This is a genomic window from Sphingomonas gei (assembly GCF_004792685.1).
Classification (GTDB): domain Bacteria; phylum Pseudomonadota; class Alphaproteobacteria; order Sphingomonadales; family Sphingomonadaceae; genus Sphingomonas; species Sphingomonas gei.
Genome location: NZ_SRXT01000005.1, coordinates 390,096 through 415,881, shown reverse-complemented (window position 1 = coordinate 415,881; position 25,786 = coordinate 390,096). Strand labels below are relative to the sequence as shown.

The window sequence follows — 25,786 nt, the reverse complement described above, 5'->3', positions numbered from 1 at the left end:
CAGCTTTCAGAAGCGCTCGGGCCGGACGAGCACGGCCACGAGATAGAAGAGCAGGCCCACCGCAGTGAGCCCGGCGAGCGCGAGGGTGAGCGTCATGGCCGCCTCCTCACGCGTTGTCGCAGAGGCGGACAAAGGCGAACGTCAGCAGGGCGAGCCCCGCCAGTACCGCCAGCCAGATGAGATCGTTCACGATGGTTTCCTGTCATGGAGTGAAAGTCAGGTGATGGCCGGGCACCGGGATCAGGCGGAACAGCGCCGGTCCTTCGAAGACGAAGGCCAGCCCTAGCCCGAGCGCGGCGACGGCGAGCGCCGCAAAGGCGATCTCCAGCGGTCCGGGGCCGTGCGTTGCTGCCTGGTTGAGTGAGCGGTGCAGCCACCAGAATGCCGTCGCGCACAGGCCGAGCAGCAGGGCACCGAGCCCGCGGCAGGCGCATTCCGCTCCCCACCAGCGCTCCCCTTGCTCCAGATGGCGCAGAAACGGTTGCACCTCACTTGCTCCCACAATCGATGTCGAGGAGCGATGTGGTGCGGATCGGGATTAAGCTTCCACGGGGAAGTCGGCCGATCGAATAAAGAAGCCGTAAAGCCGGCGGCGCCGCTCACCGATAGTCGTGCGTGCCGATCTGGCGAAGCAGCTCGAGCGATCCGTCAGTCCGACGGCGCCAAAGGCGCAGTCCGCCGCCTTTGACCACGCCCGACGCGCCGGCCGATCGCCACGCGACGCGGAACTTCGGATATTCGAGCACATAGGATCCAAAATCCTCGAAACCGACATTCCATACGCGCACCGAGTCGAACGTCGCGCCGCGACCGCCATTGGTGTAGGCGATGAAATAGGGCCGGATTTCGCCGATCCCGGTCTTGTTGGTGTCCGCGAACGGCATGATCACCGCATCATCGGCATAATCCGCGATCTTCGCCTCGGCGTCATAGGTGCGCACCGCAATGGCGTTGCGATCGTTCCGTGCCTGGAGCGTCCGCGCCAATCGAAGATCCGCGACCGACCGGCGGCGCGCGGGCGCATCTCCCTGCGGTAGCGCGACGAAGAATGCCGCAGGATCCGCCAGAGGACGGAAATAGCCCCATGCATCTGCCTTGAGCCGCAGACTACCGTCCGGCTCCATCGCCCAGACATTGAGGTATTTTCCCCGCTCCTCTTCGGTCGTGCCGTTCGGAAGCGCCCATGTAACGGTGAAGGTGCCGCTCTCGACCGCGACATTGCCCAGGTCGAGCACTTCGCTCGGCACGGGTACATAGCCCGTCACGCGGCGCCGCTCGCGCATCGCCCGGTGATAGGCTGCGATCTGCGCGGTTCCGTATAATGCCGGTTGATATTCGGGCGTGCTCATCGCGTCGGGGCGATACAGATGCGCGCGCGCATCCGGATCGTTGGCGAGCATCGCCTGGCGCAGCATCCCATGCGCCGCCGTCACGCGATCGCGCAATTCGGCGGGCGGCCCGAACAGCAAGTGGCGCGCGAAGAAGGGCAGGACGTCGGTGTAGACGCGTCCCCCACTGCCCCAATGCCGGTCGCGAAAGCCGCCGCCATGTTCCTCCGCCTCGTGCGGCACGCCGAACTCGACGAGGCGGTTCGAGAATGCCTGGGCGCCATAGATATGATCGGTGACAATGTCCTGCCGCCCCCAGTCGAACTTTAGGGCCCGTAGCGACTTCAGATTGTCGGCATAGGCCGGTAGCAATTCGGTGAGCGCGAAGTCTCGCTGGAACCGCGCGGTGACTGCGCTGTCCACCACGGTCCGCCCATCCACCCGCCCCGCCGGCGGATCGAAATAGAGCGGCGGACGATTCGGATTGGGCGAAAAGGCCTGATAGATCGACGTGAATATCCACGAGAAGCCGTCGCTCCCCAGATCGTCGATCGACGTCGCGCGCGCGAGCAGCTCGAAATCGGCCGGCTGTGCGTCGGCTGGATGCCCGGTCCGCTCGCCACCGGCTGCATGCCATAGACCGCGCCGAACAGCTCAGGGTGCCGCATCCCGAAGCGGATCGCGCCATAGCCGCCCGGACCGTCCCCCACGATGCCACGCGAATTGCGGCTGACCAGCGTGCGGTAGGTCGCGTCGACATGGGGCACCAGTTCGCGCACCATGAAGTCTTCCCAATTCCCGGTAGCCGATGAGTTGACGTACCAGGAGCTGCCCGCCGGGGTCGCGAAATCCGCGGTCACGACGATCACGTCGCCAATCACGTTCTTGCGGATCGCTTCATCCAGCAGCTGCCTCGCGGCGTAGGTGGCAAAGGGCTCGCGGTGATCCTCGAAGAAATAGTTCAGGAAATAGAGCACCGGAAAGCGCCGCCCGGTTTCCGAATAACGCGGCGGCAGATAGGCTGTCACATTGCGCACGGGCGAGATGCCGATCCTGCTGTCGGCAAAGCTGGTCGACTGAAGCTGACTGGTGACCAGCCGGCCCTGTGGCTGCGCCAAGCCCGGTGGAGCGGCGAACAGCGCCAGCAGAAAGCAAACACTAGCGCTCAGTTTGCGTAGCGCAGTCATAGCACCCCTCCTCTTCCGGTACGGCAACACACGGCTTGGGCGGGGGTCGCAGACAACGCACTTTCGCCGAGCGGGACGCCCGACCCGGCAGACGGGATCAGCGTCGCAGATAGGCGTCGATCGCCTGGCGGTAGCGTCGGCTCAACCGAAGCTCGGTGCCGCAGGCGAGTCGCACCACGCCGTCCCCGTGCGCGCCGGGCCGTATCTCGGTCACCCGCTCGAGGCGAACGATCGCCGAGCGATGGATGCGCGCGAACGCCTCGTTCGGGAGCGTGGCTTCAAGCGAGGCCATCGAATCGTTGAGCAGCAACGTTCGCCCATTCGAATGCACTTCCGCATAGTCGCCCGCAGCGGCGATCCAGTCGATTTCATCGAGCCGGACCAGCCGCAAGCTGCCGTGCGACCGCGCCACCAGCTTCGGCGCGTGGCCGAGTTCGCTCAGCATCGAACGCAGCCGATCGCCACGCTCGCCGTGCATCTCCAGTTGCCGGCGCACGCGTTCGAGTACTCGGCCAAATCGCAGGTCGTCGAACGGCTTGAGAAGATAGTCGAGCGCCTGCGCCTCGAACGCGCGTACCGCATAGGCATCGAACGCCGTCACGAACACGATCAGCGGCATCGCATCCTCGCCAACGGCTTCGACCACTTCGAACCCGCTCATCTCCGGCATCTGCACGTCGAGAAACACCAGGTCGGGGCGCAGCGCCCTGATCGCCTCGACCGCGGCGGCACCGTGCCCCGCCTCCGCGACTATTTCGAAATCACCATTCGCCTCCAGTGGCGCGCGCACTGCGCGGCGGGCGAGGGGCTCATCGTCGACGATCAGCGTTCGAATCATCGCGGCACCAGGATCGTCACGCGGAAGCCGGCATCGGGCGCGGTGTCGATCTCGAGTGATTGCCGCCCGCCGTAAAGCTGGCGAAGCCGTTGGCGGCTATTGCCCAGCCCGACTCCCTCGATCACCGCGTCCACGCCCTTGCCGTCGTCTGCGACGATGATCCGCACCGCATCGCCCAGCAGGTCCACCTCTATGGTGAGTGTCCCCCCTTGGACGCGCGGCGCGATGCCGTGGCGCACGGCGTTCTCGACGAGCGGCTGGAGCAGCAATGCCGGCACTTCGGTCGGGAGCGTCTCGGGAGCGACACGGCGCATGATGCGGAGCCGATCGCCAAGCCTTGCCTCTTCTATCGCGAGATAGGCATCGGTGAATGCCAGCTCGTCGATGAGCGTGCTCTGTTGCGCGCGACGATCGTCGATCGACAGCCGCAGCAAATCGCCCAGTCGCGCGATCAGCCGCTGCGCCGCGACCGGATCATCGGGCACCAGCGCCGAGATCGCATTCAGGGTGTTGAACAGGAAGTGCGGTTGCAGCTGGGCGCGCAGCGCCGCGGTCTCCGCTTCGGCGAGCCGGGTCTGGAGCAGCGCGGCGGCGACTTCCCGGTCGCGAAGCTCGCGATAGGCGCGTGCCCCGAGCACGATGCCGACGATGATCGCGTAGATCATCAGATGAACGTGAATGCTGCTCGTCAGCTTGAGCAGCAGAAGATCGGTGCTCCACGGCGCCCACGGCTTCCGGCCGTAGATCATCGCGTTCAAGGACGCATAGAGTGCCGCGTGAAGGACCGCGATGCACAGGCCTGCCGCCAGGTGGATCGCTGCAAGCACCGCCAGCCGCTGTTCGCTGGCGAAACGACGCGCAGCTGCCACCACTGCCGGCGTCAGCACCGCCCAGGCCGAATACCATACGATTCCGTTACCGAACGCAGTGCGCCAGGCCAGCGGGGTTCCGGCAGTGAGGCCGGCGACATAGGCCTGCCCCGACGTGACTAGCGCCACCGTGAGCCAGATGGCCCAGACAGCAGCGAAACGGAGAAGAGTTTGCCTGGTCATGACGATCGCGCGATCATGCCCGGCCGCGGCGATGGTGAACAGACGAGTTAGTCTTAAGCAGGATGGCGGTGGTGGAGCTGAGGGGAATCGAACCCCTGACCTCTGCAGTGCGATTGCAGCGCTCTCCCATCTGAGCTACAGCCCCGCCGCCGGCCCCGGCAGACCGGGAGGCGCATCCATTAGCGAGCCGTAATCGGCGATGCAACTGGGTTGAGACAGGTGCTCGGGGCATGCTCCGCGGTCTGTGGATCTGATGAAATTCAGGAGTGAGCCCGCCCACTGGCACACCCGCTTGGGCGTCCAGCCTGTTCGGCATCATGCCAAGCTAGCGCGACATTATGTCCACCATGCCTTGCGCGAGCAGGCTCAACGTATCGTCGCGCGCGCCCATGACGACGATGCGGTCGCCCGGGCGGGCCTGCGCGACCAGATGCGCGGCCGCGGCCTCGCGGTCCGGGATGTGCAGCGCGCGCCTGCCGGTGGCGGCGATATCGGCGATGATGTCGGCGCTGGTCACGTCGCGCGTGACGGTGCCGCCCTGATAGACCGGGTCGGGGAGGACGAGCAGGTCGTCCGGCGCGAGCTTCGACGCGAACATCGACACAAGCTCGCTGCGCATCACCTTGAGCGGGCCATAGCCGTGCGGCTGGAACAACAGCAGCAGCCGGCCGGGAAAGGCGTGGAGCGTATCGAGCGTGGCGGCGATCTTGTCGGGGTTGTGCCCGAAATCGTCGATGACCGCGACGCCGCCCGTCTCGCCGACCAGCTCGAACCGGCGTTTGAGCCCCGTGAACCCGGCGATCGCCTCGACCGCTGCTTCGAGCGGCACCCCAGCCGCCTGCACTGCGCCGAGCGCCGCGAGCGCGTTCGAGACGTTGTGCCGCCCCGGCACCTGCAGCGTCACGCGGACCGGCACCGCGCCCTGCGCGTGCAGATCGAAGGCGACACCAAAGGGCTGCTGCTCGACGTTGCGTGCAACCAGATCGGCTTGGCCTTCGATGGCAAAACTGGTCAGCCGGCCCGCCGGCAGAGTCATCGCCAGCGCAGCGCCGTCGCCATTGTCGAGATTGACCACCGCCGTGCCTGCCTTGGCGATGAAGGCACCGAACAGGTCGATCAGCTGCGCCATCGGCATGTGATCGAGGCTGACATTGTTGAGCACCGCGATCCCCGGCCGATACAGCGCTATCGAGCCGTCGCTCTCGTCGACTTCGCTGACATAGGCGTCGCCGGCGCCGACCAGCGCACTGGCGAACGGCGCTTGCGGAGAGACGAAGTTCTTCATCACGGCGCCGTTCATCACCGTCGGGTCGCGCCCGCAGGCGTGGAGGATCCAGCCGATCATGCCGGTCACGGTCGACTTGCCACTCGTTCCCGCCACGCCGATCGACAAGGATGCGGCGTTGAACAGCCGGGCGTTCAGTTCGGCGCGGGTCATCCGTTCGTTACCGAGTTCGGCGGCCACGATCATGTCGGGCACGCTCGCCTCGATCGCGGCGGAGGCGACGACGATCTGGTCGGACGATACGATCCCGTTGCCATCCTGCGCGAACAAGGCGACGCCGCGGCGCTTCAGGTCGTCAAACTTCGCCGGGAGCCGCCCCGCGTCGAGGCTGCGGTCCGATCCGGAGACGGTCGCGCCTTGCCCCGCGAGGATCATAGCGAGCGGCATCATCCCGCTGCCGCCGATACCGACGAAGAAGTAAGGTTTGCGGTGGTCCATAAGGCCGGGCTATCGGCAATTTACTCCGGGGGAGCAAGGCGCGACACGCCCTCCCCTTCGGTTCGAGGATGGATTTGCATGCGCATCGGAGTGGTAGCCCCCGCACGACCCGTCAGCCGCGAAGGCTCGCTGCGCATGGCGGCGTTCATGGCGCTCACTTATCCCGAGCACGACATCGTATTTCACCCGCAATGCTATCTAGAGGAAGGCCATTTCGCCGGCTCCGATGCCGTGCGCGCGGCGGCGTTCCTCGAATTCGCCAACGATCCCGGCTTCGATGCGATCTGGTTCGCGCGCGGCGGCTATGGCTCGAACCGCATCCTCGACACGGTGATGCCGCAGCTGGGGCCCGCGGCGGCGCGCAAGACCTATATGGGGTTCTCGGACATGGGTTTCCTGCTCGGCGCGCTCTACGCGCGGCGGATCGGGCGTTCGGTCCATGCCTCGATGGCGAGCAGCGTGGGCAAGAACGATACCGGCGAGGCGGCGGGCTGGGCGCTCGGCTGGCTGATCGACAAGGACCGCCGCGCGCTCGAGCCGAGCCTGGCCGACGGGCGCCCAGCCGCCGCTTTCAACCTCGCCATCCTCACTACGATGATCGGCACGCCGTGGCTGCCCGACCTCACCGATCATGTGCTGATGATCGAGGAAGTCGACGAGCCGCTGTACCGGATCGATCGGATGCTGTTCCAGATGGCGCACGCCACCCAGCTCAGGGGAATCGCCGGGGTGCGGCTCGGCGCGGTGAGCGCAGTGGTCGACAACGGCAACGACTTTGGCGAGACGATCGAGCAGATCATTACGCGCTGGTGCCGCGACATGAAGGTGCCGTATCTGGGCCGGGCAGAGATCGGCCATGTCGAACTGAACCGCGTGGTGCCGTTCGGACTCGCGTAGGGCCCTCGAAGGTCACACCAGGGTCACACTATCGGCATGTCCCGCCAGACGTCGTATCCTTCAATATGTCAAAGAGCTGCGGACTTGGCCGACTGAGGAGCAAGCAGACGAAATCCTACATTGCAAGCGCCCTTGGCGGCCGACGGAGCCCTTAGCCGTCATCCCCGCGAAGGCCGGGACCCAGGGTCACGAGCGATGCCCTGCTTGGCTCCGGGTCCGGCTTTCACCGGATGATGCAAATACCAGTCGCAACCTATCGCAGCGACCCGTTTCCCACCGGTACCCCGAAGTCCGGCGTTCCGTCCGCGCGATACTGCACCCGCTGCACCCGCGCATGCCGGTTCGGATCGAACAGCGGATCGCCCTTGATCTCGCGATAGTCGCGCCCGTGATAGACCAGCAGGTCGCGGCCCTGCTCGTCGACGACGAAGCTGTTATGCCCGGGCCCGAACACCTTGTTCACCTCCGACGTCGCGAACACCGGCACCGGCGATTTGGTCCACGACGCCGGGTTCATGATGTCGGCATCCGCATCGGCAGTGAGCATTCCCAGGCAATAGCGCGCGTCGGTGGCGCTCGCCGAATAGGTCAGGAACAGCTTGCCGTTCCGCGCCAACAGCGCCGGCCCCTCGGCGACCTTGAACCCGAGCACTTCCCAATCGAGCGTCGGCACCGTCAGCCGCGCGGGCGGCGCGGCGAGCGTCGTCGGAGTTTTCAGCGGCGCGAGATAGAGGTTGCTGTTGGTCTCGATCCCCGGCTCTTTCTGCGCCCAGCAGATGTAGCGCGTGCCCTTGTGCTCGAAGATCGTGCTGTCGAGCGTGAAGCTGTCCCAAGGGGTCTCGAACTGGCCGAGCAGCGACCAGTCGGCGGTGAGCGGGTTCGCGCCCTTGCCCTGCAGCACATAGGTGCGGATGTGGAACTTGTCGTCGCCGTTTCCCGCGGCGAAATAGAAGTGCCACTTGCCGTCGAAATGATGAATTTCGGGCGCCCAGATATAGCCGGCCATCTTCCCGCTGGCGGGGCGGCGCCAGATTACCCTCTCCGGCGCGTCCTTGAGTCCCGCGACCGTCCGCGCGCGGCGCAGCACGATGCGGTCATATTCGGGGACCGAGCCAGTGAAATAGAACCAGCCGTCATGGCGCGAAACCTGAGGGTCGGCGCGCTGGAGCACGAGAGGGTTGACGATCTGCGCCGCTTTGGCCTCGGCCGCACGCGGCATCGCGACACCGATCGTCAGGGCAGCGCCGCCGGCGATCAGGTCGCGCCGATTGATGATGTGGTTCGACATGCTGTTCCTCATCCCTCCATGCGCGTCGCGCTGGCCAATCCTCGGACTATTCGCCTGAACTGGCTCTTGATACGCGCCTTGCCTATATCGCGCCAGCACAGGCATAAGCGCCGCTCTTCCATGCCGACAGGCCAACAGAAAGTTCAATCCGTGTCCGAGATGTTCCGTATCACGCTGCCCGACGGTTCCGTCCGTGAGGTAGCCCCGGGGACTACCCCGGCGGACATCGCCGCGGCGATCGGCCCGGGGCTCGCCAAGGCCGCGCTCGCCGCGCGGGTCGACGGCGAGTTGCGCGACATCGGCCGCCCGTTCGAGGGCGATTCGCAGCTCGCGCTCGTCACTTCGCGCGACGAAAAGGACGCGCTCGAGCTGGCGCGCCACGATTATGCGCACATCCTGGCGGAAGCGGTCCAGCATCTCTTCCCCGACACGCAGATCACGTTCGGCCCGTCGACCGATGACGGCTTCTATTACGATTTCGCGCCCAAGGACCGCCCCTTCACCGAGGAGGATCTGCCCGCGATCGAAGCCGAGATGCGCCGAATCATCGCCAAGGACGAGCCGCTGATCCGCGAAGTCTGGAGCCGTGCCGACCTGATCGCACGCTGGCAGCGCGAAGGCGAGACCTTCAAGGCCGAATGGGCGCAGGAGCTTCCCGAAGGCGAAGAGCTGACCGTGTACCGCGCCGGCAAGGGCGAAGACGCGTGGCTCGACATGTGTCGCGGGCCGCATCTCGCCTCGACCGGCAAGGTCGATCCCAACGCGTTCAAGCTGACGCGCGTGTCGGGCGCCTATTGGCGCGGCGACCAGAAGAACGCGATGCTGAGCCGCATCTACGGCACCGGCTGGCTCAACAAGAAGCAGCTCGACGAGCATCTGATGCGGCTCGAAGAGGCGGCCAAGCGCGACCATCGCAAGCTCGGCCAGGAAATGGACCTGTTCCACTTGCAGGCCGAGGCGCACGGCTCGGTGTTCTGGCACCCGCACGGCTTCACCATCTGGCGCGCGCTCGAGGCCTATATGCGCCGCGCGATCGACGCCGCCGGCTATCGCGAGGTCAAGACCCCGCAGGTGATCGACGCGCGCCAATGGGAGCAGTCGGGCCATTGGGGCAAATATCGCGAGAACATGTTCGTCATCCCCGACGAAGTCCCCAATGTCGAGGACGAGGGCCCGATCGTATCGGACGACGCGCAGTGGATGGCGCTCAAGCCGATGAACTGCCCGGCACACGTGCTGATCTTCCGCCAGGGAATCAAATCGTATCGCGACTTGCCGCTGCGCCTCTACGAAAATGGCTGCTGCCATCGCAACGAGCCCCACGGCGCGCTGCACGGGCTGATGCGCGTCCGCCAGTTCACTCAGGACGACGCGCACATCTTCTGCCGCGAGGACCAGATCGTCGACGAAGTCCGCGCCTTTTGCGCGCTCGCCGACCGCATCTATCGCGATTTCGGCTTCACTTATGCGATCAAGCTGGCGCTGCGCCCCGACAATCGCTTCGGCACCGAAGAGATGTGGGACAAGGCCGAGAACGAGCTGCGCGACGCCGTGGTGCGCGCCGGCCTCGCCACCGAGGAATATGGCTGGGAAGAGCTGCCTGGCGAGGGTGCCTTCTATGCGCCCAAGCTCGAATGGCATCTGACCGACGCGATCGGCCGGACCTGGCAGGTCGGCACGATCCAGTCGGACCGCGTACTGCCCGAGCGGCTCGACGCAAGCTATGTCGGCGAGGATGGCGAGCGTCACCGCCCGGTGATGCTCCACCGCGCGATCTTCGGCAGCTATGAGCGCTTCATCGGCATCCTGATCGAGCATTTCGCCGGAAAGCTGCCCCTGTGGCTCGCCCCGACCCAGGCAGTCGTCGCGACGATCGTGTCGGACGCCGACGATTATGCCCAGCAAGTCGCAAAGAAGCTCGCCGCGGCGGGGATCCGAGTGGAGACCGACCTGCGCAACGAGAAGATCAACTACAAGGTCCGCGAGCATTCGGTGGCGAAGGTCCCGAACCTGCTCGTCGTCGGCAAGCGCGAGGCCGACGAAGGCACCGTCGCGTTGCGCGTGCTCGGCAGCCAGGGACAACAGATGCTGTCGCTGGATGAGGTTGTTGCCAAGCTGGTGACCGAGGCGACGGCCCCGGATCTCCGGTCAACGTAGTTCCCCTCCCTGCAGGGGGGGTTAGGGGTGGGTAGAAAAGGTCGGGCTCGATGCCCGGCCTTTTCTTTATTCCAGGCGGCTCGATGGGCTCACCTTCGGCTCGCACCCACCCCCGGCCCCTCCCTTGCAGGGAGGGGAGATCAGTCTAGAACGCCGCGCTCACCGAAAACACCACTTGGCTGCCGGCGATGCTCGACCCATCCTTGGTCGACGAGAAGTTCGGCAGCAGATATGCCGACTCCGCCTCGCTGATATCGGTATCGGTATAGGCCACGCCCAGCGTCAGCGGCGTGCCGGCGATCGCCAGGTCCGCCCCGAGCAGCCAGTCCCAATATTCGCCGGTCGGCGCCAGGCTGGTGCCGTTGGGCCCGAGCCCCGGATTGCCTTCCGAGCGGCCGATATGCGCCTTGAGCGTCACCGGCGTGCCCTTCACGCCCGCGGCGAAATCGCCCCACAGATAGAGATTGTCCTCCGACTGACCATTGCTCTGCGGCGTCGCCGAGAAATTGCCGAGCGCTTCCTGCTTGGGCGCATAGGCCACTCCGGCGAGCGCGGTCAGCGGACCGATCGTCCCGCTCAGCTTGACATAAGGCTCGGCGAAGTCGGTGTTCGCGAAGCCGCCCGGATACATGTACCAGGTCAGGCCCACGTCGAGCGTACCGCCGCCGCCTACGGGCAATTTGAACCCGCCATAGAGGTCGAGCTCCATGTTGGCGCCGCCGAAGGTGCCCCAGCCGGCGAGGTTCGACGCCCAGGTGCCGGCATAGAGGCCGCTTTCGTGACTGACGGTGAGGCCGCCCTGGATCGCCATTTCCTCATCGGTCTGCGAAACGCCGCGAAAGCGATAGTCGGAAACCAGCGCGACGCTGCCCGATACGGTGACGGGCTTGGGCGGTTCTTCCTGCGCCAAAGCAGGCGTGGCCGAGCCGAGCAGAAGCGCGAAAGCGAGACGTGTTTTCATGTGGGACTCCCCCGGTGGTTGGGTGGTGGTCCCCTGCGGGCCGAAGCGGGCCTGCCTCTTAGCGGGCAGGCTCCGGTGCAGCGCGCTATGAGCTATCCGAAGAAATGCGGCCCGTGTGTAAGGAAGTATTGCTGCAGATATCGGCGCCCGCTTGCGCAAATCCCCCCGCGCCCCGATATCAATACTGTGGCCGCCCGGCATCGGCGCGCCACAAATCGGCGGTTCGCGCGTTCTTCCCCTGTTCGGATTGGCGTCCGCGCGCTATCCTGCCGCACCAATTCGTGTGATCAACCACTACAGGAGCAGTCCTTATACGTCCTCCCATGTCCCGGCGCCCCTTGGCACCTCCGCCGATGAACGGCCCGCGCTTCAATGAATTCATTCAGTCGCCCAAGGTGCGGGTGATCGACCACGAGGGTGAGAATCTCGGCGTGATGTTCACGCGCGAGGCGATGGAGCAGGCCCAGTCGGTCGGGCTCGACCTTGTAGAAGTGTCGCCCAACGCCGATCCCCCCGTCGCCAAGTTCCTCGACGTCGGCAAATATAAATACGAGGCCCAGAAAAAGGCCAACATCGCGCGCAAGTCGCAGAAGACGCAGGAGATCAAGGAGATCAAGATGCGTCCGAACATCGACGATCATGATTATGATACGAAGATGAAGGCGATCCACAAGTTCCTCGGCGAGGGCGACAAGGTCAAGATCACCTTGCGCTTCCGCGGCCGCGAGCTTTCGCATGGCCAGCTCGGCATGATCCTGCTCAAGCGCGTGCAGGACGACACGGCGGAAATCGCCAAGATCGAGAGCTATCCGCGCATGGAAGGCCGTCAGATGCTGATGGTGATCTCGCCCAAGTGATTCGCTGGCGAGGGCTGCCGCTCGCGGCCCTCGCCGCCCTGCTGCCGGTCGCGACTTCCGCGCAGACCGTCCATTCCCCGCCGATCACCGCCGGAACCGACGAGAAGCTCGCGCTTCCTGCCGGCTACAAGCAGGTCTGGGCCGACGAGTTCGATCGCCCCGGCCTGCCCGATCCGAAGAAATGGGCGTACGACACCAGCCGCAACAAAGCGGGCTGGTACAATGAAGAGCGCCAATATTATGCCGCCAGGCGGCCCGAGAATGCCCGCGTCGAAAACGGCCGGCTGATCCTCACCGCGCGCAAGGAGCGGCTTTCGGACAAGCCCGATTTCGGCGGGCAGGACTTTGCCTCGGGCAAGCTCGTCACCAGCGGCCTCGCCCAATGGAAATACGGCTTCGTCGAAGTGCGCGCCAAGCTGCCCTGCGGCCGCGGCATCTGGCCGGCGATCTGGATGCTCGCGTCGGACGGCCGCGCCGGCTGGCCGGCGATGGGCGAGATCGACATCATGGAACATGTCGGCTGGGACCCGGGCCGCGTCCACGGCACCGTGCACACGGGGGCGTACAACCACGTCGCCCAGACCCAGAAGGGGTCGAACGTGATGGTCCCCGACGCCTGCACCGCGTTCCACAATTACCAGCTCGACTGGAACGCGGACCGCATCCTGATCGGCGTCGACGGCCACGCGCATATGCGCTTCGACAACGACCATGAGCGCGACTCCGCGACCTGGCCCTTCGCCAGCCCGCAATATCTGATCCTCAACGTCGCGGTCGGCGGCTGGGGCGGGCAGAAGGGGATCGACGATTCGGCGTTTCCGGCGGCGATGGAAGTGGATTACGTGCGAGTCTGGCAGAAACGCTAGTTCGGCCCGCGGCGCTCATGCATCCGCACCGAGAGTCACACACTGGCGGCGATAGAGCGTCGGAGAAGCCCCCACCTCCCTCCTGAATGCCGTGTTGAACAGGCTGATCGTGCCGAATCCGCACATGAACGCAATCTCGGTCACGCTCAATTCGGTCGAGCGCAGCAGCCGCTTCGCCCGTTTCAGGCGCTGGACCTGGATATAGCGCGTCGCGCTGACTCCGAAGGCTTGCTGGAATGCTTCGGAAAAGCGCGAGTGGGACAAGCCCGCGAGGCGATATAGCTCCTCGGCTTCGATGCGATCGCCCAGCCGCCGGTTGATATGCGCCACGACCGAAGCGAAGCGATGCGCCTTCGCAATCCGCCCCGACACGCCCAACGCGTCGCACTGTTCCGCGAAGAGCCGCGCCACGATCGACAATATGTGGGTGATCAGCCCGCGGCTTGCGATCTGCCAGTTGCGCACTCGCGGATCGGCGGTGGCGTGCAATAGCCGAAGGAGCGATCGCAGCTGCGGATCGGCAGGGAGTTTATTGCAGCCGAACTCGGCGGCATGGAGAAAGGGCTGTATCCACTGCGAACACTCCTCCGGATCGCCGAACAGCGATGCGCCGAAATAGGTGACCAAGGCGCCCTCATTGTGCGCACGCGGAATGATCGGCTGGTGGATATCGTTGGCGTTGACGATGAAGACGTCGCCCGGCGCGATTGGAATCTCGGCATCCTGGATCATGTACGAGCCGTGATCCTCGGGAATATAGGCGATCTCATATTCCGGATGGCAATGCAGATAGCCGAACGCCGGCGACAGCGGCGCGACATGGCTCGTGCGCAGCGGAAAATGCGGATCATGAAAGGGAATGCGCGCCCGGAATGGGTCCACCCGCGCTCCACTGCCCTGCTGGCGTCGTGGCTCAGCCATGGTTTTCATGACCGCAAGATCGACCGGAAAATAGTGAAAGCCAACCGGAAAGCGGCGGATAGCGCGCCACCGCGCCGCTGCGGTAGCCCGCGGGGCAAAGGAGATGCTCATGCGGAAATTCACGAACGGCGCCCGGTCGGTGTGCAGCCTGGCTATTCTGCTGGCTGCGACATCGGCACCTGCACAGAGCGTTCGGGCACAGCAGCGCGACGGAGCACCGGTCGCGCTCGCCCTCGATCACCTCGAGCTGGTAAATCGCACCGCTACCGCCGCCAATGGCGAGATTCGACTGGACGCCGCGCCCGATACGGGGCTGGCGTGGATCGCTGGCATCACGCGCACCGAGGGCTGCCTTTCGCTGGACGTGCGCGGATCGAACGAATTCGGCCGCAGCTTCGTGGGCATCGCCTTCCGCGGCGTGGACAAGGACACCTATGATGTCGTCTATGTGCGGCCGTTCCGGTTCGGCTCGAAAGACCCCATCCAGGCAGCCCATGGGCTGCAATATATGTCGATGCCGGACCATCCCTGGCCTGTGCTGCGCGAGCGCTCGCCCGGCGTCTATGAGAGCGCGATTGGTTCGGCGCCCGATCCGGACCATTGGGTGCGTCTGACGGTTCGCTTTCGCAGCGGTCGGATGCAGGCGTTCGTCAATGACGCCGCGACGCCGCGGCTCGATCTGCCCCTGCTGAGCCAGGGGACCGGCGGCCGCGCCGCGCTGTGGGTCGGCAACAATTCCAGCGGCGCCTTCCGCAACCTGCGCGACTGCAGCTGACGCCGTCACCCCGCCGGCGGCTCCCACAATTCGATCGGATTGCCCTCGGGATCGTGGATCCGCGCGAACCTCCCCGTCTCGGGCGTGTCCCATTCGTCCTTGGTGGTGATTTCGATGCCCAGTGCGTTGAGCTGCTCGAGCAGCCCGTCGAGATCGCGAACGCGGAAGTTGAGCATGACCTGCTTGTCCGCGGCGAAATAGTCGGTCGTCGCGGCGAACGGCGAGAACACCACCGGGCCCGGCTCGGGATACCAGAACCAGTCGCTCGATTCGCCGTTCTCGTCCTTGCCGCATCCGCCGCCGACTCCGAGCGTCTCGCGATACCAGGTACTAAGCCCCTCCGGGTCCTGCGCGCGAAAGAAGTACCCGCCCAATCCAATCACCGGCATGCATGTCCCCCTTTGTCAGGCAGCCTGGGCGATGTCCTGCCCCGACGCCGCTTCGAGCAGGCGCCGCTCGATCGATTTGAGCCTTGCCCCGCCTTCAATCTTATCACCGATCAGGTCGGTCAGGTAGAACGTATCCACCGCGCGCGCGCCATAAGTGGCGACGTGCGCCGAGTGGATCGTCACCTTCGACTGGAACAAGGCGAAGGCGAGGTGGCAGAGCAAGGCTGGCCGGTCGCGCGCATTGACTTCGATCACGGTGAACCGGTTCGACGCCTTGTTGTCGATCAGCACATTGGGCTCGATCGCGAAGGCGTCGGCCCGCGGACGCGAGAGCGGCCGGGTCTTGAGCCGCTCCTGCAGCTTGGAGCGATTGGCGAGCGAATCGGTGATGCTCGCCTTGATCCGGTTGAGCCGCGCCTCCTCGTCGAACGGCCGGCCGAGCGGGTCCTGGACGAGGAAATTGTCGAGCGCCATGCCGTCGCGCGTCGTGTGGATGCGCGCATCGATGATGTTGCCCCCGGCGACATGGATCGCCCCCGCGATGCGGTAGAACAGCCCGGGATGGTCCGAGGCATAGACAGTCACGAGGGTAGCGCCGCGGTCGGGATAGACCTGCGCCTCGATCGACAGCTGCGAAGCGCCCGCGGCCTCGATCTGGCGGGCATTGCGTTCGAGCACGTCGAGCGGCTCGGCGATCCAATAGGGCTCGTTCAGCCGCTTCTTGAGCACTGCCATGCGTTCGTCGCCCCAGCCCAGCAAGGCGGCGAGCTCTTCCTGCTTGGTGACGACACGCTCGCTGCGCCCCTTCTGCTTGTGGCCGAGCCGCAGCACCTCCTCGGCAGAGTCGAACAAATTGGTGAGCAGCTGGCGCTTCCAGCTGTTCCACACGCCCGGGCCGACCGCGCGGATGTCGACGATCGTCAGGATCAGCAGCATCCGCAGCCGCTCGGGGCTCTGCACATGCGCCGCGAAATCGAGGATCGTCTTGAAGTCGCTGAGGTCGCGCTTGAACGCGGTTGCCGACATCAGCAGATGCCAGCGCACCAGCCACGCCACCGTCTCGGTCTCGGCGGGGCTCAGCCCCAGCCGCGGACAGAGCCGCTCGGCGACTTCGGCGCCGAGGATCGAATGATCGCCGCCGCGGCCCTTGGCGATGTCGTGGAGCAGGATCGCGACGAACATCGCACGGCGCTGCGCGATCTGCGCGAAGATGCCGCTGGCGAGTGGATGATCTTCCTTGAGCTCGCCTTTCTCGATCTGGTTGAGCAGGCCGATCGCGCGGATCGAATGCTCGTCGACGGTATAGTGGTGATACATGTCGAACTGCATCTGCGCGACGACGCGGCCGAAATCGGGCACGAAGCGGCCGAACACCCCCGCCTCGTTCATCCAGCGCAGCACCATCTCGGGCGTCCGCGGCGACGTCAGCACGTCGAGAAACAGCGCGTTGGCGCGGGGATCGTCGCGCACCTCGTCGACCAGCCGGGCGTCGCGCGCGGCGGCGCGCATCGCGGTGGGGTGGATTTCGAGGCCATGCAGATCGGCAAGCTGGAAGATCTCGACCAACCGTACCGGATCCTCGCGAAAGAAGGTGTCGCGCGGGATCGCCAGGCGGCTGCGTTCGAGCATGAAGCCGTGGAGCTTGCGCGGGCTCCTGAACAGCCGCGGGAAGCCGAAGCGGCTGCCGCGCGCCGCGAACTTCTCGTCGAGATGCGCGAGGAACACGCCGGTGAGGTCGCCGACCACCTTCGCCTGGAGGAAGTAGAAGTGCATGAAGCGCTCGACCTTCGACTTGCCCGGCCGGTCGGCATAGCGCATCCGGCTGGCGATCTCGGGCTGGACGTCGAAGGTCAGCCGGTCCTCGGCGCGGCCGGTGAGCAGATGGAGCTGGCAGCGCACCGCCCAGAGGAAGTTCTCGGCGCGGCGGAACTGGCGATATTCATGCGCGGTGAGCAGCCCTGCCTCGACCAGTTCGGCGGGCTCGCGGACATTATACGCGTATTTGCCGATCCAGAAGAGCGCGTGAAGATCGCGCAATCCGCCTTTGCCTTCCTTGACGTTGGGCTCGACGACATAGCGGCTGTCGCCCATCCTTTTGTGCCGGGCGTCGCGTTCGGCAAGCTTCTGGGCGATGAAATCGCGTGCGGTATCGGCCTGGACCTCGGCCTTGAAGCGCGCGGCGGCCTCGTCATAGAGCGCGATGTCGCCCCACACGTAGCGCGCCTCGAGCAGCGCGGTGCGCACGGTTATGTCCGCCTTGGCCTGGCGCACCATCTCGTCGAGCGAGCGCGACGAATGGCCGACCTTCAGCTGCATGTCCCACAGCGAATAGAGCGTGGATTCGATGACCTGCTCGCACCAGCCGGTGACCTTCCAGGGCGTGAGAAACCCGATGTCGATATCGGAATGCGGCGCCATCTCGCCGCGGCCATAGCCGCCGACCGCGATCAGCGTCAGCCGTTCGCCGGCGCTGGGATTGTGGTTGGGGTGGAGCCGCTGGGTGGTGAAATCCCACAGCAGGCGCAACAATTGATCGATCAGGAAGGCGCCCGCCGCCGCCATTTCGTGTCCGCGCGAAGGATGCTCGGCGAGCCGCCGCGCGATCTCGCTTTGCCCGGCATCGAGTGCCGCCTTCAGCTCGGCAGTGGCGGCGCGGCGAAGCGCGGTTCCGTCGGGCGCCTCGATCGCGGCAAGACGTTCGGCGACAGCCCGCCGGTCGATCAACGCGCGGCGGTTGGGGACGGAATCGAAACGCGAGGACATGAGGGGGAGATAGGGGAGCCGGAGCGCGCGCGCTACCGCCTGTTGCCAAAGCACACCCTTCCCGTTCGCCCTGAGCTTGTCGAAGGGCCGTTCTTCTTCGCTCGAACATTAAAAGAACGGTGCTTCGACAAGCTCAGCACGAACGGATCGAGTATTGCCTCTTTGACAGGTCAGCCCACGAAAGCGCGCTCGACCACGAACGTCCCCGGCTTGGCGTTCGAGCCTTCGTCGAAGCCGTGGCGTTCGAGCATCGTCGAGAAGTCCTTGATCATCTCCGCACTACCACACAGCATCACGCGATCGGTTTCCGGGTTGAGCGCGCGCTCGCCGGAGACCGGCGGGTGGAACAGCCAGCCCTCCTCGATCAGCTGGCCGATCCGCCCGGTGGTGCGGAAAGGCTCGCGCGTTACCGTCGGGATGTAGTGGAATTGTAGAAGTGCCTGATCGGCGACCAGCGGGTCGCCGGCGAGCTGCGCGGTCAGCTCGTCATGATAAGCGAGGTCGCTCACCCGGCGCGTGCTGTGGACGATCACGATCTGGCCGAACGCATCATAGATGTCGGGATCGCGCGCGATGCTGAGGAACGGCGCGAGCCCGGTCCCGGTCGAGAGCATGAACAGCCGCTTGCCCGGGAGCAAGGCGTCGGACACCAAGGTGCCGGTCGGCTTCTTGCCGAGATAGACCTGATCGCCCTGACGGATCGTCTGCAGCCGCGACGTCAGCGGGCCGTCGGGCACTTTGATCGACAGGAATTCGAGCTCGTCGGACCAGGTCGGGCTGGCGATCGAATAGGCCCGCATCAGCGGCTTGCCCTCGCCTTCGAGCCCCAGCATCACGAACTCGCCCGAGCGGAAGCGGAAGCTCGCCGGGCGCTCGATCGCGAAGCTGAACAGATGCTCGTTCCAATGCCGCACCCAACGCACGTCGCAGGTCTGGAAGGCGGCATGCTCGGGAAGCAGCTGCGGCGGGCGGGCGTGCATGTTCATTCGTCGGTCCTGGTTGGATAGCTTGAAGCGGCACTCAGGCCCCAAATGGCGGAATGTGGCCGGCGGCGTACCGTGCGTCGCGCCTTATCAGCGTCTCGGCAATTCGTCGGGCAAGGATTTCTTGACTGCGCGCATAGCGCCTATCGCCAGATGCGAATGATTAGCAATAGGCAATTGCGCCCACCTTAATCCCGCACCCGCGGGAATAAGGTGGGGGTCGCCGGTCAGTCCGGCTTCTTCGCCACGCCGACCAACGCCGGGCGAAGCAGCCGATCCTTGATCATATACCCCGTCTGGATCTCCTGGACGACGCTGCCCGGCTCGGCATCCATGGTGGGGATTTCCAGCATCGCCTGGTGGCGATTGGGATCGAGCGCCTCGCCGACCGCGACGATCTTCGAAATGCCGTGGCGCGCGAACACCGAATCGATCTCGCGTCCGGTCGCTTCGAGACCGATCACCAGCCCCTTCAGTTTCTCGTCGTCGCGCAGATCGGCGGGGATCGCCGCCAGTGCGCGACTGAGATTGTCCGCGACCGACAGGATGTCGCGCGCGAAGTTGGTCGCGGCATAGGCACGCGCATCCTGCGCTTCCTTTTCGAAACGGCGGCGGACATTCTGGGTCTCGGCCTGGGCATAGAGCACCGCGGCCTTCGCCTCGGCGACCTGCGCTTCGAGCTCGGCAGTGCGGTCATGCTCGGCCACTTCGGGGGCGGCTTCGGCGGTTTCCTCGCGAAGGCTGGTCTCCGCCTCGGTCGAGTCCGCGGTCATCTTCTCATTCTCGTTCGACATGATTCCCTATTCGTCACGCTAATAATCGGGCCAATGTGGCCGCCGTGAAATCCACCATGGGTACGACTCGCGCATAGTTCAACCGCGTTGGGCCGATCACGCCCACCACGCCGACCACCCGCCCGTCGAGCGAACGCACCGGCTTGGCGATCACCGACGAGCCGGACAACGCAAAGAGCTTGTTCTCCGATCCAATGAAAATGCGCGCCGCCTCGCCTTCGCGGGCACTGTCGAGCAGCCGAGCGATCTCTTCCTTGCCCTCGAGCTCGTCGAGCAATTGCCGGACCCGATCGAGATCCTCGGTCGCGGCGGTGTCGATCAGCCGCGCCTGACCGCGCACGATCAGCACCGGCCGGCGACCGCCATCCTCGCTCCATACCGCCAGCCCGCGCTCGACCAGCGTGGCGGCGGCGCTGTCGAGCGCGGCGCGCTGATCGCTGAGATCGCGCTCGATCCGCGCCCGCGCCTCGGCGAGCGTCAGTCCGGTCAGCATCGCGCTCATGTAATTCGCCGCCTGCTGGAGCGACCCCGGATCGATCCCGCCGGGTATCTCGACCACGCGGTTCTCGACCGAGCCATCCTCGCCCACCAAGATCGCGAGCGCGCGATCGTGGCTGAGCGGCACGAAGCCGAACTGGCGCAGGATCGGCTCGGCCTTGGGGACGAGCACCAGCCCGGCGCATGCCGACAGGCCGGAGAGCGCCGCGGTGGTGCTGGCCAGCGCCTCCTCGACCGGGCCGGTCTGCCCGGCGCGCGCCTCGATCGCCGCGCGCTCCTCGGCGGAGGGGGCGCTCGCCTGCATCATCCCGTCAACGAACAGCCGCAGCCCGGTGTCGGTCGGCATGCGCCCGGCGCTGGTGTGCGGCGCGGCGAGCAGCCCGACTTCCTCGAGGTCCTGCATCACATTGCGGATCGAGGCCGGCGAGAGATTGAGCGTCGAGATTTTGGAGATCGTCCGCGAACCCACCGGTGCGCCATTGTCGAGATACGATTCGACAACGATCCGGAACACGTCGCGCGCGCGGTCGGTGAGTTCGTGGATCGGGGGGATGGTCATGCGCTCCTATGTAGCGAAGGTGACGAGGCGCTCAACCGCGCTCAATCCTCCCTTGCGCAGCGGGGGAGGTGGCGCCGGGGGCGACGGAGGGGGCGTGGCCGCAAACATAGCGCTCGCGGAGAGCCCCCCTCCGTCACCTCCCCCGCTTCGCGGGGGAGGATTTTAGCCTAAGGCCGCGGCCCGATCATCGGCTCGATCGGCAGCAACTCGACCGCGCCGCCCAGCGCCTCGGCGAGCGCAGGATTGTCGCGGCGGCAGCCGAGGTAGAAATACAACCCCTGGCTGTCGCCGATCGCCCGCGTCCAGCGCACGTCCACGCTCGGCATGTCAGTCGGCGCGTTCGCGCAATTGGGCTCGCCATGCGCATAGCGGACTTCGCCGCTCGCTGGGCGATAGGGCGCCAGCTTCGACGCGAACGCATCATATTGCGCGCGGCTCAGCGTGAAGCTGCGCTCGCCGGTCACCGCCGTGAAGCGTTTGCCGTCGAAAACGCCGGTGCCGTCGGGGCGCACCGTCACTGCATAGACCGGGCAGCGGCCGAAGCAGGGGCCGGTCTCGTAGCGGATCGAATCGGCTTCGATCGGCACCGGCCCTGCCGGCACCCGGCTCTCCGGAACGCACCCGGCCAGCGCCAACATCATCACACTCAAACCCACAACCTGTTTCATAACGCCCCTTCGGGTCACGCGCCGACACTGGCGCGTTCGCTGTCCACCGTCTACTGGCGCGTCCGACTTTGCAGGAGAATGAACGATGCGCCCATCCGGCCGCGCCCCCGACGAGATGCGCACGATCAGCATCGAGCCCAATTTCACCCGCCACGCCGAAGGATCGGTGCTGATCGGCTTTGGCGACACGCGCGTATTGGTCACCGCGAGCATCGAGGAGCGGATCCCGCCCTGGCTGCGCGGCAAAGGCGAAGGCTGGGTCACCGCCGAATACGGCATGCTGCCGCGCGCCACCCACACGCGCAGCCAGCGCGAAGCGGCCAAGGGCAAGCAATCGGGCCGCACCCAGGAAATCCAGCGGCTGATCGGCCGCTCGCTGCGCGCGGTCACCGATCTCAAATTGCTCGGCGAGCGCCAGATCACGCTAGACTGCGACGTGATCCAGGCCGATGGCGGCACCCGCACCGCGGCGATCTCGGGCGCCTGGGTGGCGCTGCGCATCGCCACCAACAAATTGCTCGAGGCCGGCCAGCTCGAAAAGGATCCGATCCTGACTCAGGTCGCGGCAGTGAGCTGCGGCATCTATCAGGGCAATCCGGTGCTCGATCTCGACTATGACGAAGACTCGGCCGCCGATGCCGACGCCAATTTCGTCCTGCTCGCCGACGGCAAGATCGCCGAAGCGCAGGCAACCGCGGAGGGCGCGACTTATGACGAGGAAGGCCTGCTCCGCCTGCTCCGCCTCGCCCGGATCGGCTGCAACCAGATCTTCGCCGCGCAGTTGAAGGCACTATGAGCGGAGAAGGCGACACCCCCCAGGCGATCCGCAAGCTGCAGCCCGGCAAGCTGGTGATCGCCAGCCATAACCCGGGCAAGGTGCGCGAGATCAAGGCACTGCTCGGTCCGTACGGGATCGAGCCGATCTCGGCCGCCGAGCTCGACTTGCCCGAGCCCGAGGAAACCGGGGTGACCTTCGTCGCCAATGCCGAATTGAAGGCACTACAGGCGGCGGACCTGTCGGGCTTCCCCGCGCTCGCCGACGACAGCGGGCTGTGCGTCGAGGCGCTGAACGGCGATCCCGGCATCTTCTCGGCACGCTGGGCAGGCGAGTCCAAGGACTTCGCCGTCGCGATGCAGCGCGTCGAGGACAAGCTCGCAGCACTTCCGCCCGAGACGGGCCGCGGCGCGCATTTCGTCTGCGCGCTCGCGCTGGCCTGGCCCGACGGGCATGTCGAATGGTTCGAAGGCCGCGCCGACGGCGTATTGGTATGGCCGCCGCGCGGCGATCGCGGCTTCGGCTATGATCCGATGTTCGTGCCGCACGGCCACGACGTCACCTATGGCGAGATGGAGCCCGAGGCCAAGCACGCGATGAGCCACCGCGCCGATGCGTTCCGGCAATTGGTGGCCGCGGTTTTCTGATGATGCGATCCTCCCTCGCGCAGCGGGGGAAGGTGGCAGCGAAGCTGACGGAGGGGGCGCCCCCGCAGGCGACGCGCTCGTGGAGAGGCCCCCTCCGTCGCCTTCGGCGCCACCTTCCCCGCTTCGCGGGGGAAGATTGAAATTACGGCCGATACCCCGGCGGCTGCTCGGGGTTCGCCTGGTCGGCCCGCGGCGCACGTTCCGGGATCGGCACAATATCCAGCGCCTCGGGCACCAGCGCCAGCGTCTGGATCGCGGCCAGTCCCCATTGCGCTGCGCCGTTGGTCGACACGCCTGGCCATTCGACGATCCCGCCGGGCAGCTTTACCCGCGGATCGCCTTTGACCATCCGCTGCCCCGCCTCGCCCGAATAGAATTCCTCCGCCGCGCGACGTGCGAGTGCCGCGTCGCCGGTCGCCTTCGCCACATAGGCAGTGAGCCGCGAATGCCCCTGTTTGAGGTTGCGCCCGCCATAAGGCCGCTTGAACTGCGCCGCCCATTCGTCGCGCGGCGCATTGTACCAGCGGCAATAATCGAGCCATGCCTGGCGGAAGCGCGGCATTTCGATCAGCTGGATCAGCTCGGCCTGGATCTCCACCGCGCCGAAAACGGCATTGAGGTGCGAGACGCCGATCGCGTCGCGGATCAGGAAGCGCCCGCTTGCGAGGTCATACGGCGCGCCGCCGGTCAGCCAGCCGTTCGGCATGCGGCCGATGCTGTCCATCCCCGCCGCGATCCGGTCGCGCCAGCGCGTGTCCCCGGTCCGCTCCCACTCGGTGAGCCACGCGCCCGCGCACACCGCCCAAGTGGTGCCGAACGACATCTGGATCACGCCCTCGGGCAATTGCTCCTTCGGCGCTCCGGTCTTGCGCCCGATCTCGACCCCGGCCAGCGTCTGCTCGGAAGTGGACAGCGCGCGCATCAGATCGCCGACGCGCTCGTCCGCGGTGAGATAATAGAAGATGCGCCGATAGGCGGCGTTGCTGACTCGCGGCTGTTTCGAGCTGTCGCTCCAATGCTGGACGCCGTGGCGGGTGCCGAGCCCGGCGAAGCGGCCGAGATGATAGACGTCGACTTCGCCGGTATGCCGGGTCATCGCCTCGGCGAGCCGCCAGCTCTTCGCATCGCCCGAGCGAAGCGCCGCGTACCACAGCCAGAGATCGGTCGAGAGTTCGCTATTGTCCCAGGCGAAGCCACCGATGTCGTACTTCCACTGGTGCCGGTCGCCGTCATAGCTGTGCATCACATCGCCATGATCCCAGAAGCCGTACCAGCTGCGCCGATCGACTTCGCCCGCGTAGAAATCGACGAGATTGGCGAGCTGGTCCTCGATCAGCGCGCGCTGGGGAGTCGAGCGATCGGGCAGCCCCCAATCGCCGAACACCCCGGCGGCATGGAGATGCGCGGGCTCGGCCATCAATTGCGGCGGAGTCGCGGCTGCGCGGGCGAGCGCCTGGAGCCGCGGCGTTTCGGGCGTCGCGTCGAACGCCCAGAGCATCAGTTCGCTGGTGCGCGCGATGCCTTTCGGATCGTCCCAGCCCGGCTCGTAATCCTCATAGGTGATGTCGAGCCCCTCGTTCTGGGCGTCGTACCCCTCCATCCCCATCGTGCCGTGATAGGGCCGCATGTCCATCGGCTTCGCATCGGGCGACCACAACCACGCGGTCAGTCTGGCGGTGTCCGCGGCAGCACCCCGGATATCGATCCGGGTCGGATGGCGTTGCCAGAAATAGCGCGCGGCGATCCCTGCCCCGCCCTGCGGCGAGCCGACATAGCCAAAGCCGGGCGCGCGGCGGCCCTCGTCCGCATCGATCCAGCCATGGCCCTCGCCGGTGCGTTTGGTCAGCGTGAAGCCATTGGCCGAGAGCTGCGACAGGCTGAAATCGCCCCATGCCGGGATGCGCTCGAGCAATTTGCCTACCGGATCGCGCATCTCCGCCAGCGGGACCGCACGGCCGGCGATCTGCGCGTCGCGCACTGCCTTGCCGGGATCGCGACGCAGCCCGGTGAGCGGGCGCACGGCTTCGGCGAACATCGCATCGTCGGCAGTGGCGAAGCGGATATGCCGGTCGTGCAGCGGCCCGCGCATCGGCACGTCGGTGGCGATGCCCAGCGCCGAGATATGGTCGTTCGCCTCTAGGTCGAGAACGAAGCTGTGCACCACGCGCAGCGCGTCCGATCCGGCATAGGCATAAAGCCGCACCACGAACGGCAGCACCGATCGCCCGCCGCCCACATGACGCCCTTCCAGCCGCACCACGGCGCGGACCGGCCCCTTCTGCTCGATCACGGCGCGCTCGATCGTGCCGGTCAGCGCTACACGCTCGCCCTCGGGCGAGCCCGCGCGCAACGCGCCCAGCAAGCGGGCATTGGCAAGCAAGGTCCGTTCACTGCGTTTGGCCGAGCGGACCGCCGCCGGACCGCTCTTCGCGATCTCCCATTCGAGCCCGCCCGTGCGGATCAGGATCGCATCCGCGGTTTCGCGCACCGACACCGGCGCCGCAGGCGATGCCGGGCGACCCGTGGCGACGGTCAGCTTGTCACCGGCCGTACCCGGCGATACCGCATGCGCGGTCCATTTGATCGAGCCGTCGGGCCAATATGCCGTCGGCCAGCTCTGCGAGGGAACCGGCTCACCGCTCGCGCCGCACACCGTCAGCGGCTGCCCCTTGGCGAGCGTCCCGCGCGCCCAGGCGACACCGAAGGTCTGGCCGTTGTGCGATTCGGGCGTGGCGCCGTCGATCCAGCGAATCGGCGCCTCGACCTTCCGCTGCCGCCGCGACTGCGCCAGTGCCGGGCCCGTGCCGGCTGCCGACAGGATCGTCCCCTGCAGCATCGTGCGTCGCGTCAGGCGCATGCC

The 25,786-nt window shown here is 66.2% G+C and carries 23 protein-coding genes, 1 tRNA gene and 1 pseudogene; 7 read left to right on the top strand and 18 right to left on the bottom strand.

Translation table 11 applies throughout. The features are described from left to right. Positions 1-6: 6 nt before the first annotated feature. From E5A73_RS14740 to E5A73_RS14705, 8 genes are all read right to left on the bottom strand, one after another. The gene (locus E5A73_RS14740; RefSeq protein WP_135964586.1) at positions 7-96 is read right to left on the bottom strand and encodes a potassium-transporting ATPase subunit F; all 90 of its coding nucleotides are present in this window, start codon (positions 94-96) and stop codon (positions 7-9) included. A gap of 106 nt (positions 97-202) precedes the next feature. Continuing rightward, positions 203-487: a hypothetical protein gene (locus E5A73_RS14735; protein ID WP_135964585.1), complete on the bottom strand. Its 285-nt coding sequence runs from the start codon at positions 485-487 to the stop codon at positions 203-205. 112 nt (positions 488-599) lie between these two features. After that, positions 600-1,754: a YybH family protein gene (locus E5A73_RS14730; RefSeq protein WP_135964584.1), complete on the bottom strand. Its 1,155-nt coding sequence runs from the start codon at positions 1,752-1,754 to the stop codon at positions 600-602. Further along, positions 1,673-2,515: an alpha/beta hydrolase gene (locus E5A73_RS14725; RefSeq protein ID WP_135964583.1), complete on the bottom strand. Its 843-nt coding sequence runs from the start codon at positions 2,513-2,515 to the stop codon at positions 1,673-1,675. Before E5A73_RS14725 ends, E5A73_RS14730 begins: the two co-directional genes overlap by 82 nt. Positions 2,516-2,612: 97 nt before the next feature. Continuing rightward, positions 2,613-3,353 (bottom strand): LytR/AlgR family response regulator transcription factor, encoded by a 741-nt coding sequence (locus E5A73_RS14720; RefSeq protein WP_135964582.1) that lies wholly within the window; start codon positions 3,351-3,353, stop codon positions 2,613-2,615. Beyond that, complete coding sequence (locus tag E5A73_RS14715; RefSeq protein ID WP_135964581.1) at positions 3,350-4,405, bottom strand: sensor histidine kinase; 1,056 nt, start codon at positions 4,403-4,405, stop codon at positions 3,350-3,352. Before E5A73_RS14715 ends, E5A73_RS14720 begins: the two co-directional genes overlap by 4 nt. A gap of 69 nt (positions 4,406-4,474) precedes the next feature. Continuing rightward, positions 4,475-4,550: transfer RNA gene (locus tag E5A73_RS14710), tRNA-Ala, on the bottom strand. Positions 4,551-4,730: 180 nt separating this feature from the next. Continuing rightward, positions 4,731-6,128, bottom strand: a complete 1,398-nt coding sequence (locus E5A73_RS14705) for a UDP-N-acetylmuramate--L-alanine ligase (RefSeq protein ID WP_135964580.1) — start codon at positions 6,126-6,128, stop codon at positions 4,731-4,733. Between the two features lie 78 nt (positions 6,129-6,206). On the opposite strand from E5A73_RS14705, the gene E5A73_RS14700 reads away from it, so the two are divergent. Then, on the top strand, positions 6,207-7,025 hold the full coding sequence (locus tag E5A73_RS14700; protein ID WP_135964579.1) for an LD-carboxypeptidase: 819 nt from the start codon (positions 6,207-6,209) through the stop codon (positions 7,023-7,025). Positions 7,026-7,284: 259 nt separating this feature from the next. Here E5A73_RS14700 and E5A73_RS14695 read toward each other — a convergent pair. Beyond that, positions 7,285-8,313 (bottom strand): annotated as a pseudogene (locus E5A73_RS14695) (glycoside hydrolase family 43 protein); the annotation flags it as partial. A 159-nt stretch (positions 8,314-8,472) separates the two neighbouring features. On the opposite strand from E5A73_RS14695, the gene thrS reads away from it, so the two are divergent. Then, on the top strand, positions 8,473-10,470 hold the full coding sequence (gene thrS / locus E5A73_RS14690; protein WP_206366509.1) for a threonine--tRNA ligase: 1,998 nt from the start codon (positions 8,473-8,475) through the stop codon (positions 10,468-10,470). 145 nt (positions 10,471-10,615) lie between these two features. On the opposite strand, the gene E5A73_RS14685 is transcribed toward thrS, so the two are convergent. Continuing rightward, positions 10,616-11,431 (bottom strand): TorF family putative porin, encoded by an 816-nt coding sequence (locus tag E5A73_RS14685; protein ID WP_135964576.1) that lies wholly within the window; start codon positions 11,429-11,431, stop codon positions 10,616-10,618. A 323-nt stretch (positions 11,432-11,754) separates the two neighbouring features. On the opposite strand from E5A73_RS14685, the gene infC reads away from it, so the two are divergent. Then, entirely contained in the window at positions 11,755-12,288 is a 534-nt protein-coding gene (gene infC / locus E5A73_RS14680; protein ID WP_135964575.1) for a translation initiation factor IF-3, read from the top strand. After that, entirely contained in the window at positions 12,285-13,154 is an 870-nt protein-coding gene (locus tag E5A73_RS14675) for a glycoside hydrolase family 16 protein (protein WP_240700202.1), read from the top strand. Before infC ends, E5A73_RS14675 begins: the two co-directional genes overlap by 4 nt. 15 nt (positions 13,155-13,169) lie before the next feature. Here the strand turns inward: E5A73_RS14675 and E5A73_RS14670 are convergent, their stop codons facing one another. Continuing rightward, the gene (locus E5A73_RS14670) at positions 13,170-14,075 is read right to left on the bottom strand and encodes an AraC family transcriptional regulator (RefSeq protein ID WP_168355940.1); all 906 of its coding nucleotides are present in this window, start codon (positions 14,073-14,075) and stop codon (positions 13,170-13,172) included. 109 nt (positions 14,076-14,184) lie between these two features. On the opposite strand from E5A73_RS14670, the gene E5A73_RS14665 reads away from it, so the two are divergent. Further along, positions 14,185-14,850, top strand: coding sequence for a hypothetical protein (locus tag E5A73_RS14665; RefSeq protein WP_135964573.1), 666 nt, complete (start codon positions 14,185-14,187; stop codon positions 14,848-14,850). 5 nt (positions 14,851-14,855) lie between these two features. Here the strand turns inward: E5A73_RS14665 and E5A73_RS14660 are convergent, their stop codons facing one another. From E5A73_RS14660 to E5A73_RS14635, 6 genes are all read right to left on the bottom strand, one after another. Beyond that, positions 14,856-15,239 carry a VOC family protein gene (locus E5A73_RS14660; protein ID WP_135964572.1) on the bottom strand — a complete coding sequence of 128 codons (384 nt, stop codon included), beginning with the start codon at positions 15,237-15,239 and terminating at the stop codon, positions 14,856-14,858. Between the two features lie 15 nt (positions 15,240-15,254). Beyond that, a complete protein-coding gene (locus tag E5A73_RS14655) occupies positions 15,255-18,002 on the bottom strand; it encodes a [protein-PII] uridylyltransferase (RefSeq protein WP_135964571.1) in 2,748 nt (915 codons plus the stop codon). 170 nt (positions 18,003-18,172) lie between these two features. Further along, on the bottom strand, positions 18,173-18,982 hold the full coding sequence (locus E5A73_RS14650) for a ferredoxin--NADP reductase (RefSeq protein ID WP_420822580.1): 810 nt from the start codon (positions 18,980-18,982) through the stop codon (positions 18,173-18,175). Positions 18,983-19,212: 230 nt separating this feature from the next. Then, entirely contained in the window at positions 19,213-19,779 is a 567-nt protein-coding gene (gene grpE / locus E5A73_RS14645) for a nucleotide exchange factor GrpE (protein WP_240700201.1), read from the bottom strand. 13 nt (positions 19,780-19,792) lie between these two features. Continuing rightward, positions 19,793-20,836, bottom strand: a complete 1,044-nt coding sequence (hrcA, locus tag E5A73_RS14640) for a heat-inducible transcriptional repressor HrcA (protein WP_135964569.1) — start codon at positions 20,834-20,836, stop codon at positions 19,793-19,795. Between the two features lie 167 nt (positions 20,837-21,003). Next, on the bottom strand, positions 21,004-21,474 hold the full coding sequence (locus tag E5A73_RS14635) for a DUF6438 domain-containing protein (protein WP_240700200.1): 471 nt from the start codon (positions 21,472-21,474) through the stop codon (positions 21,004-21,006). Positions 21,475-21,589: 115 nt separating this feature from the next. Between E5A73_RS14635 and rph the strand changes: the two genes are divergently transcribed. Then, the gene (gene rph / locus E5A73_RS14630; RefSeq protein ID WP_135964567.1) at positions 21,590-22,300 is read left to right on the top strand and encodes a ribonuclease PH; all 711 of its coding nucleotides are present in this window, start codon (positions 21,590-21,592) and stop codon (positions 22,298-22,300) included. Then, entirely contained in the window at positions 22,297-22,926 is a 630-nt protein-coding gene (gene rdgB / locus E5A73_RS14625) for an RdgB/HAM1 family non-canonical purine NTP pyrophosphatase (RefSeq protein WP_135964566.1), read from the top strand. Before rph ends, rdgB begins: the two co-directional genes overlap by 4 nt. Before the next feature lie 142 nt (positions 22,927-23,068). On the opposite strand, the gene E5A73_RS14620 is transcribed toward rdgB, so the two are convergent. Next, on the bottom strand, positions 23,069-25,783 hold the full coding sequence (locus tag E5A73_RS14620) for an exo-rhamnogalacturonan lyase family protein (RefSeq protein WP_135964565.1): 2,715 nt from the start codon (positions 25,781-25,783) through the stop codon (positions 23,069-23,071). Positions 25,784-25,786 lie beyond the last annotated feature (3 nt).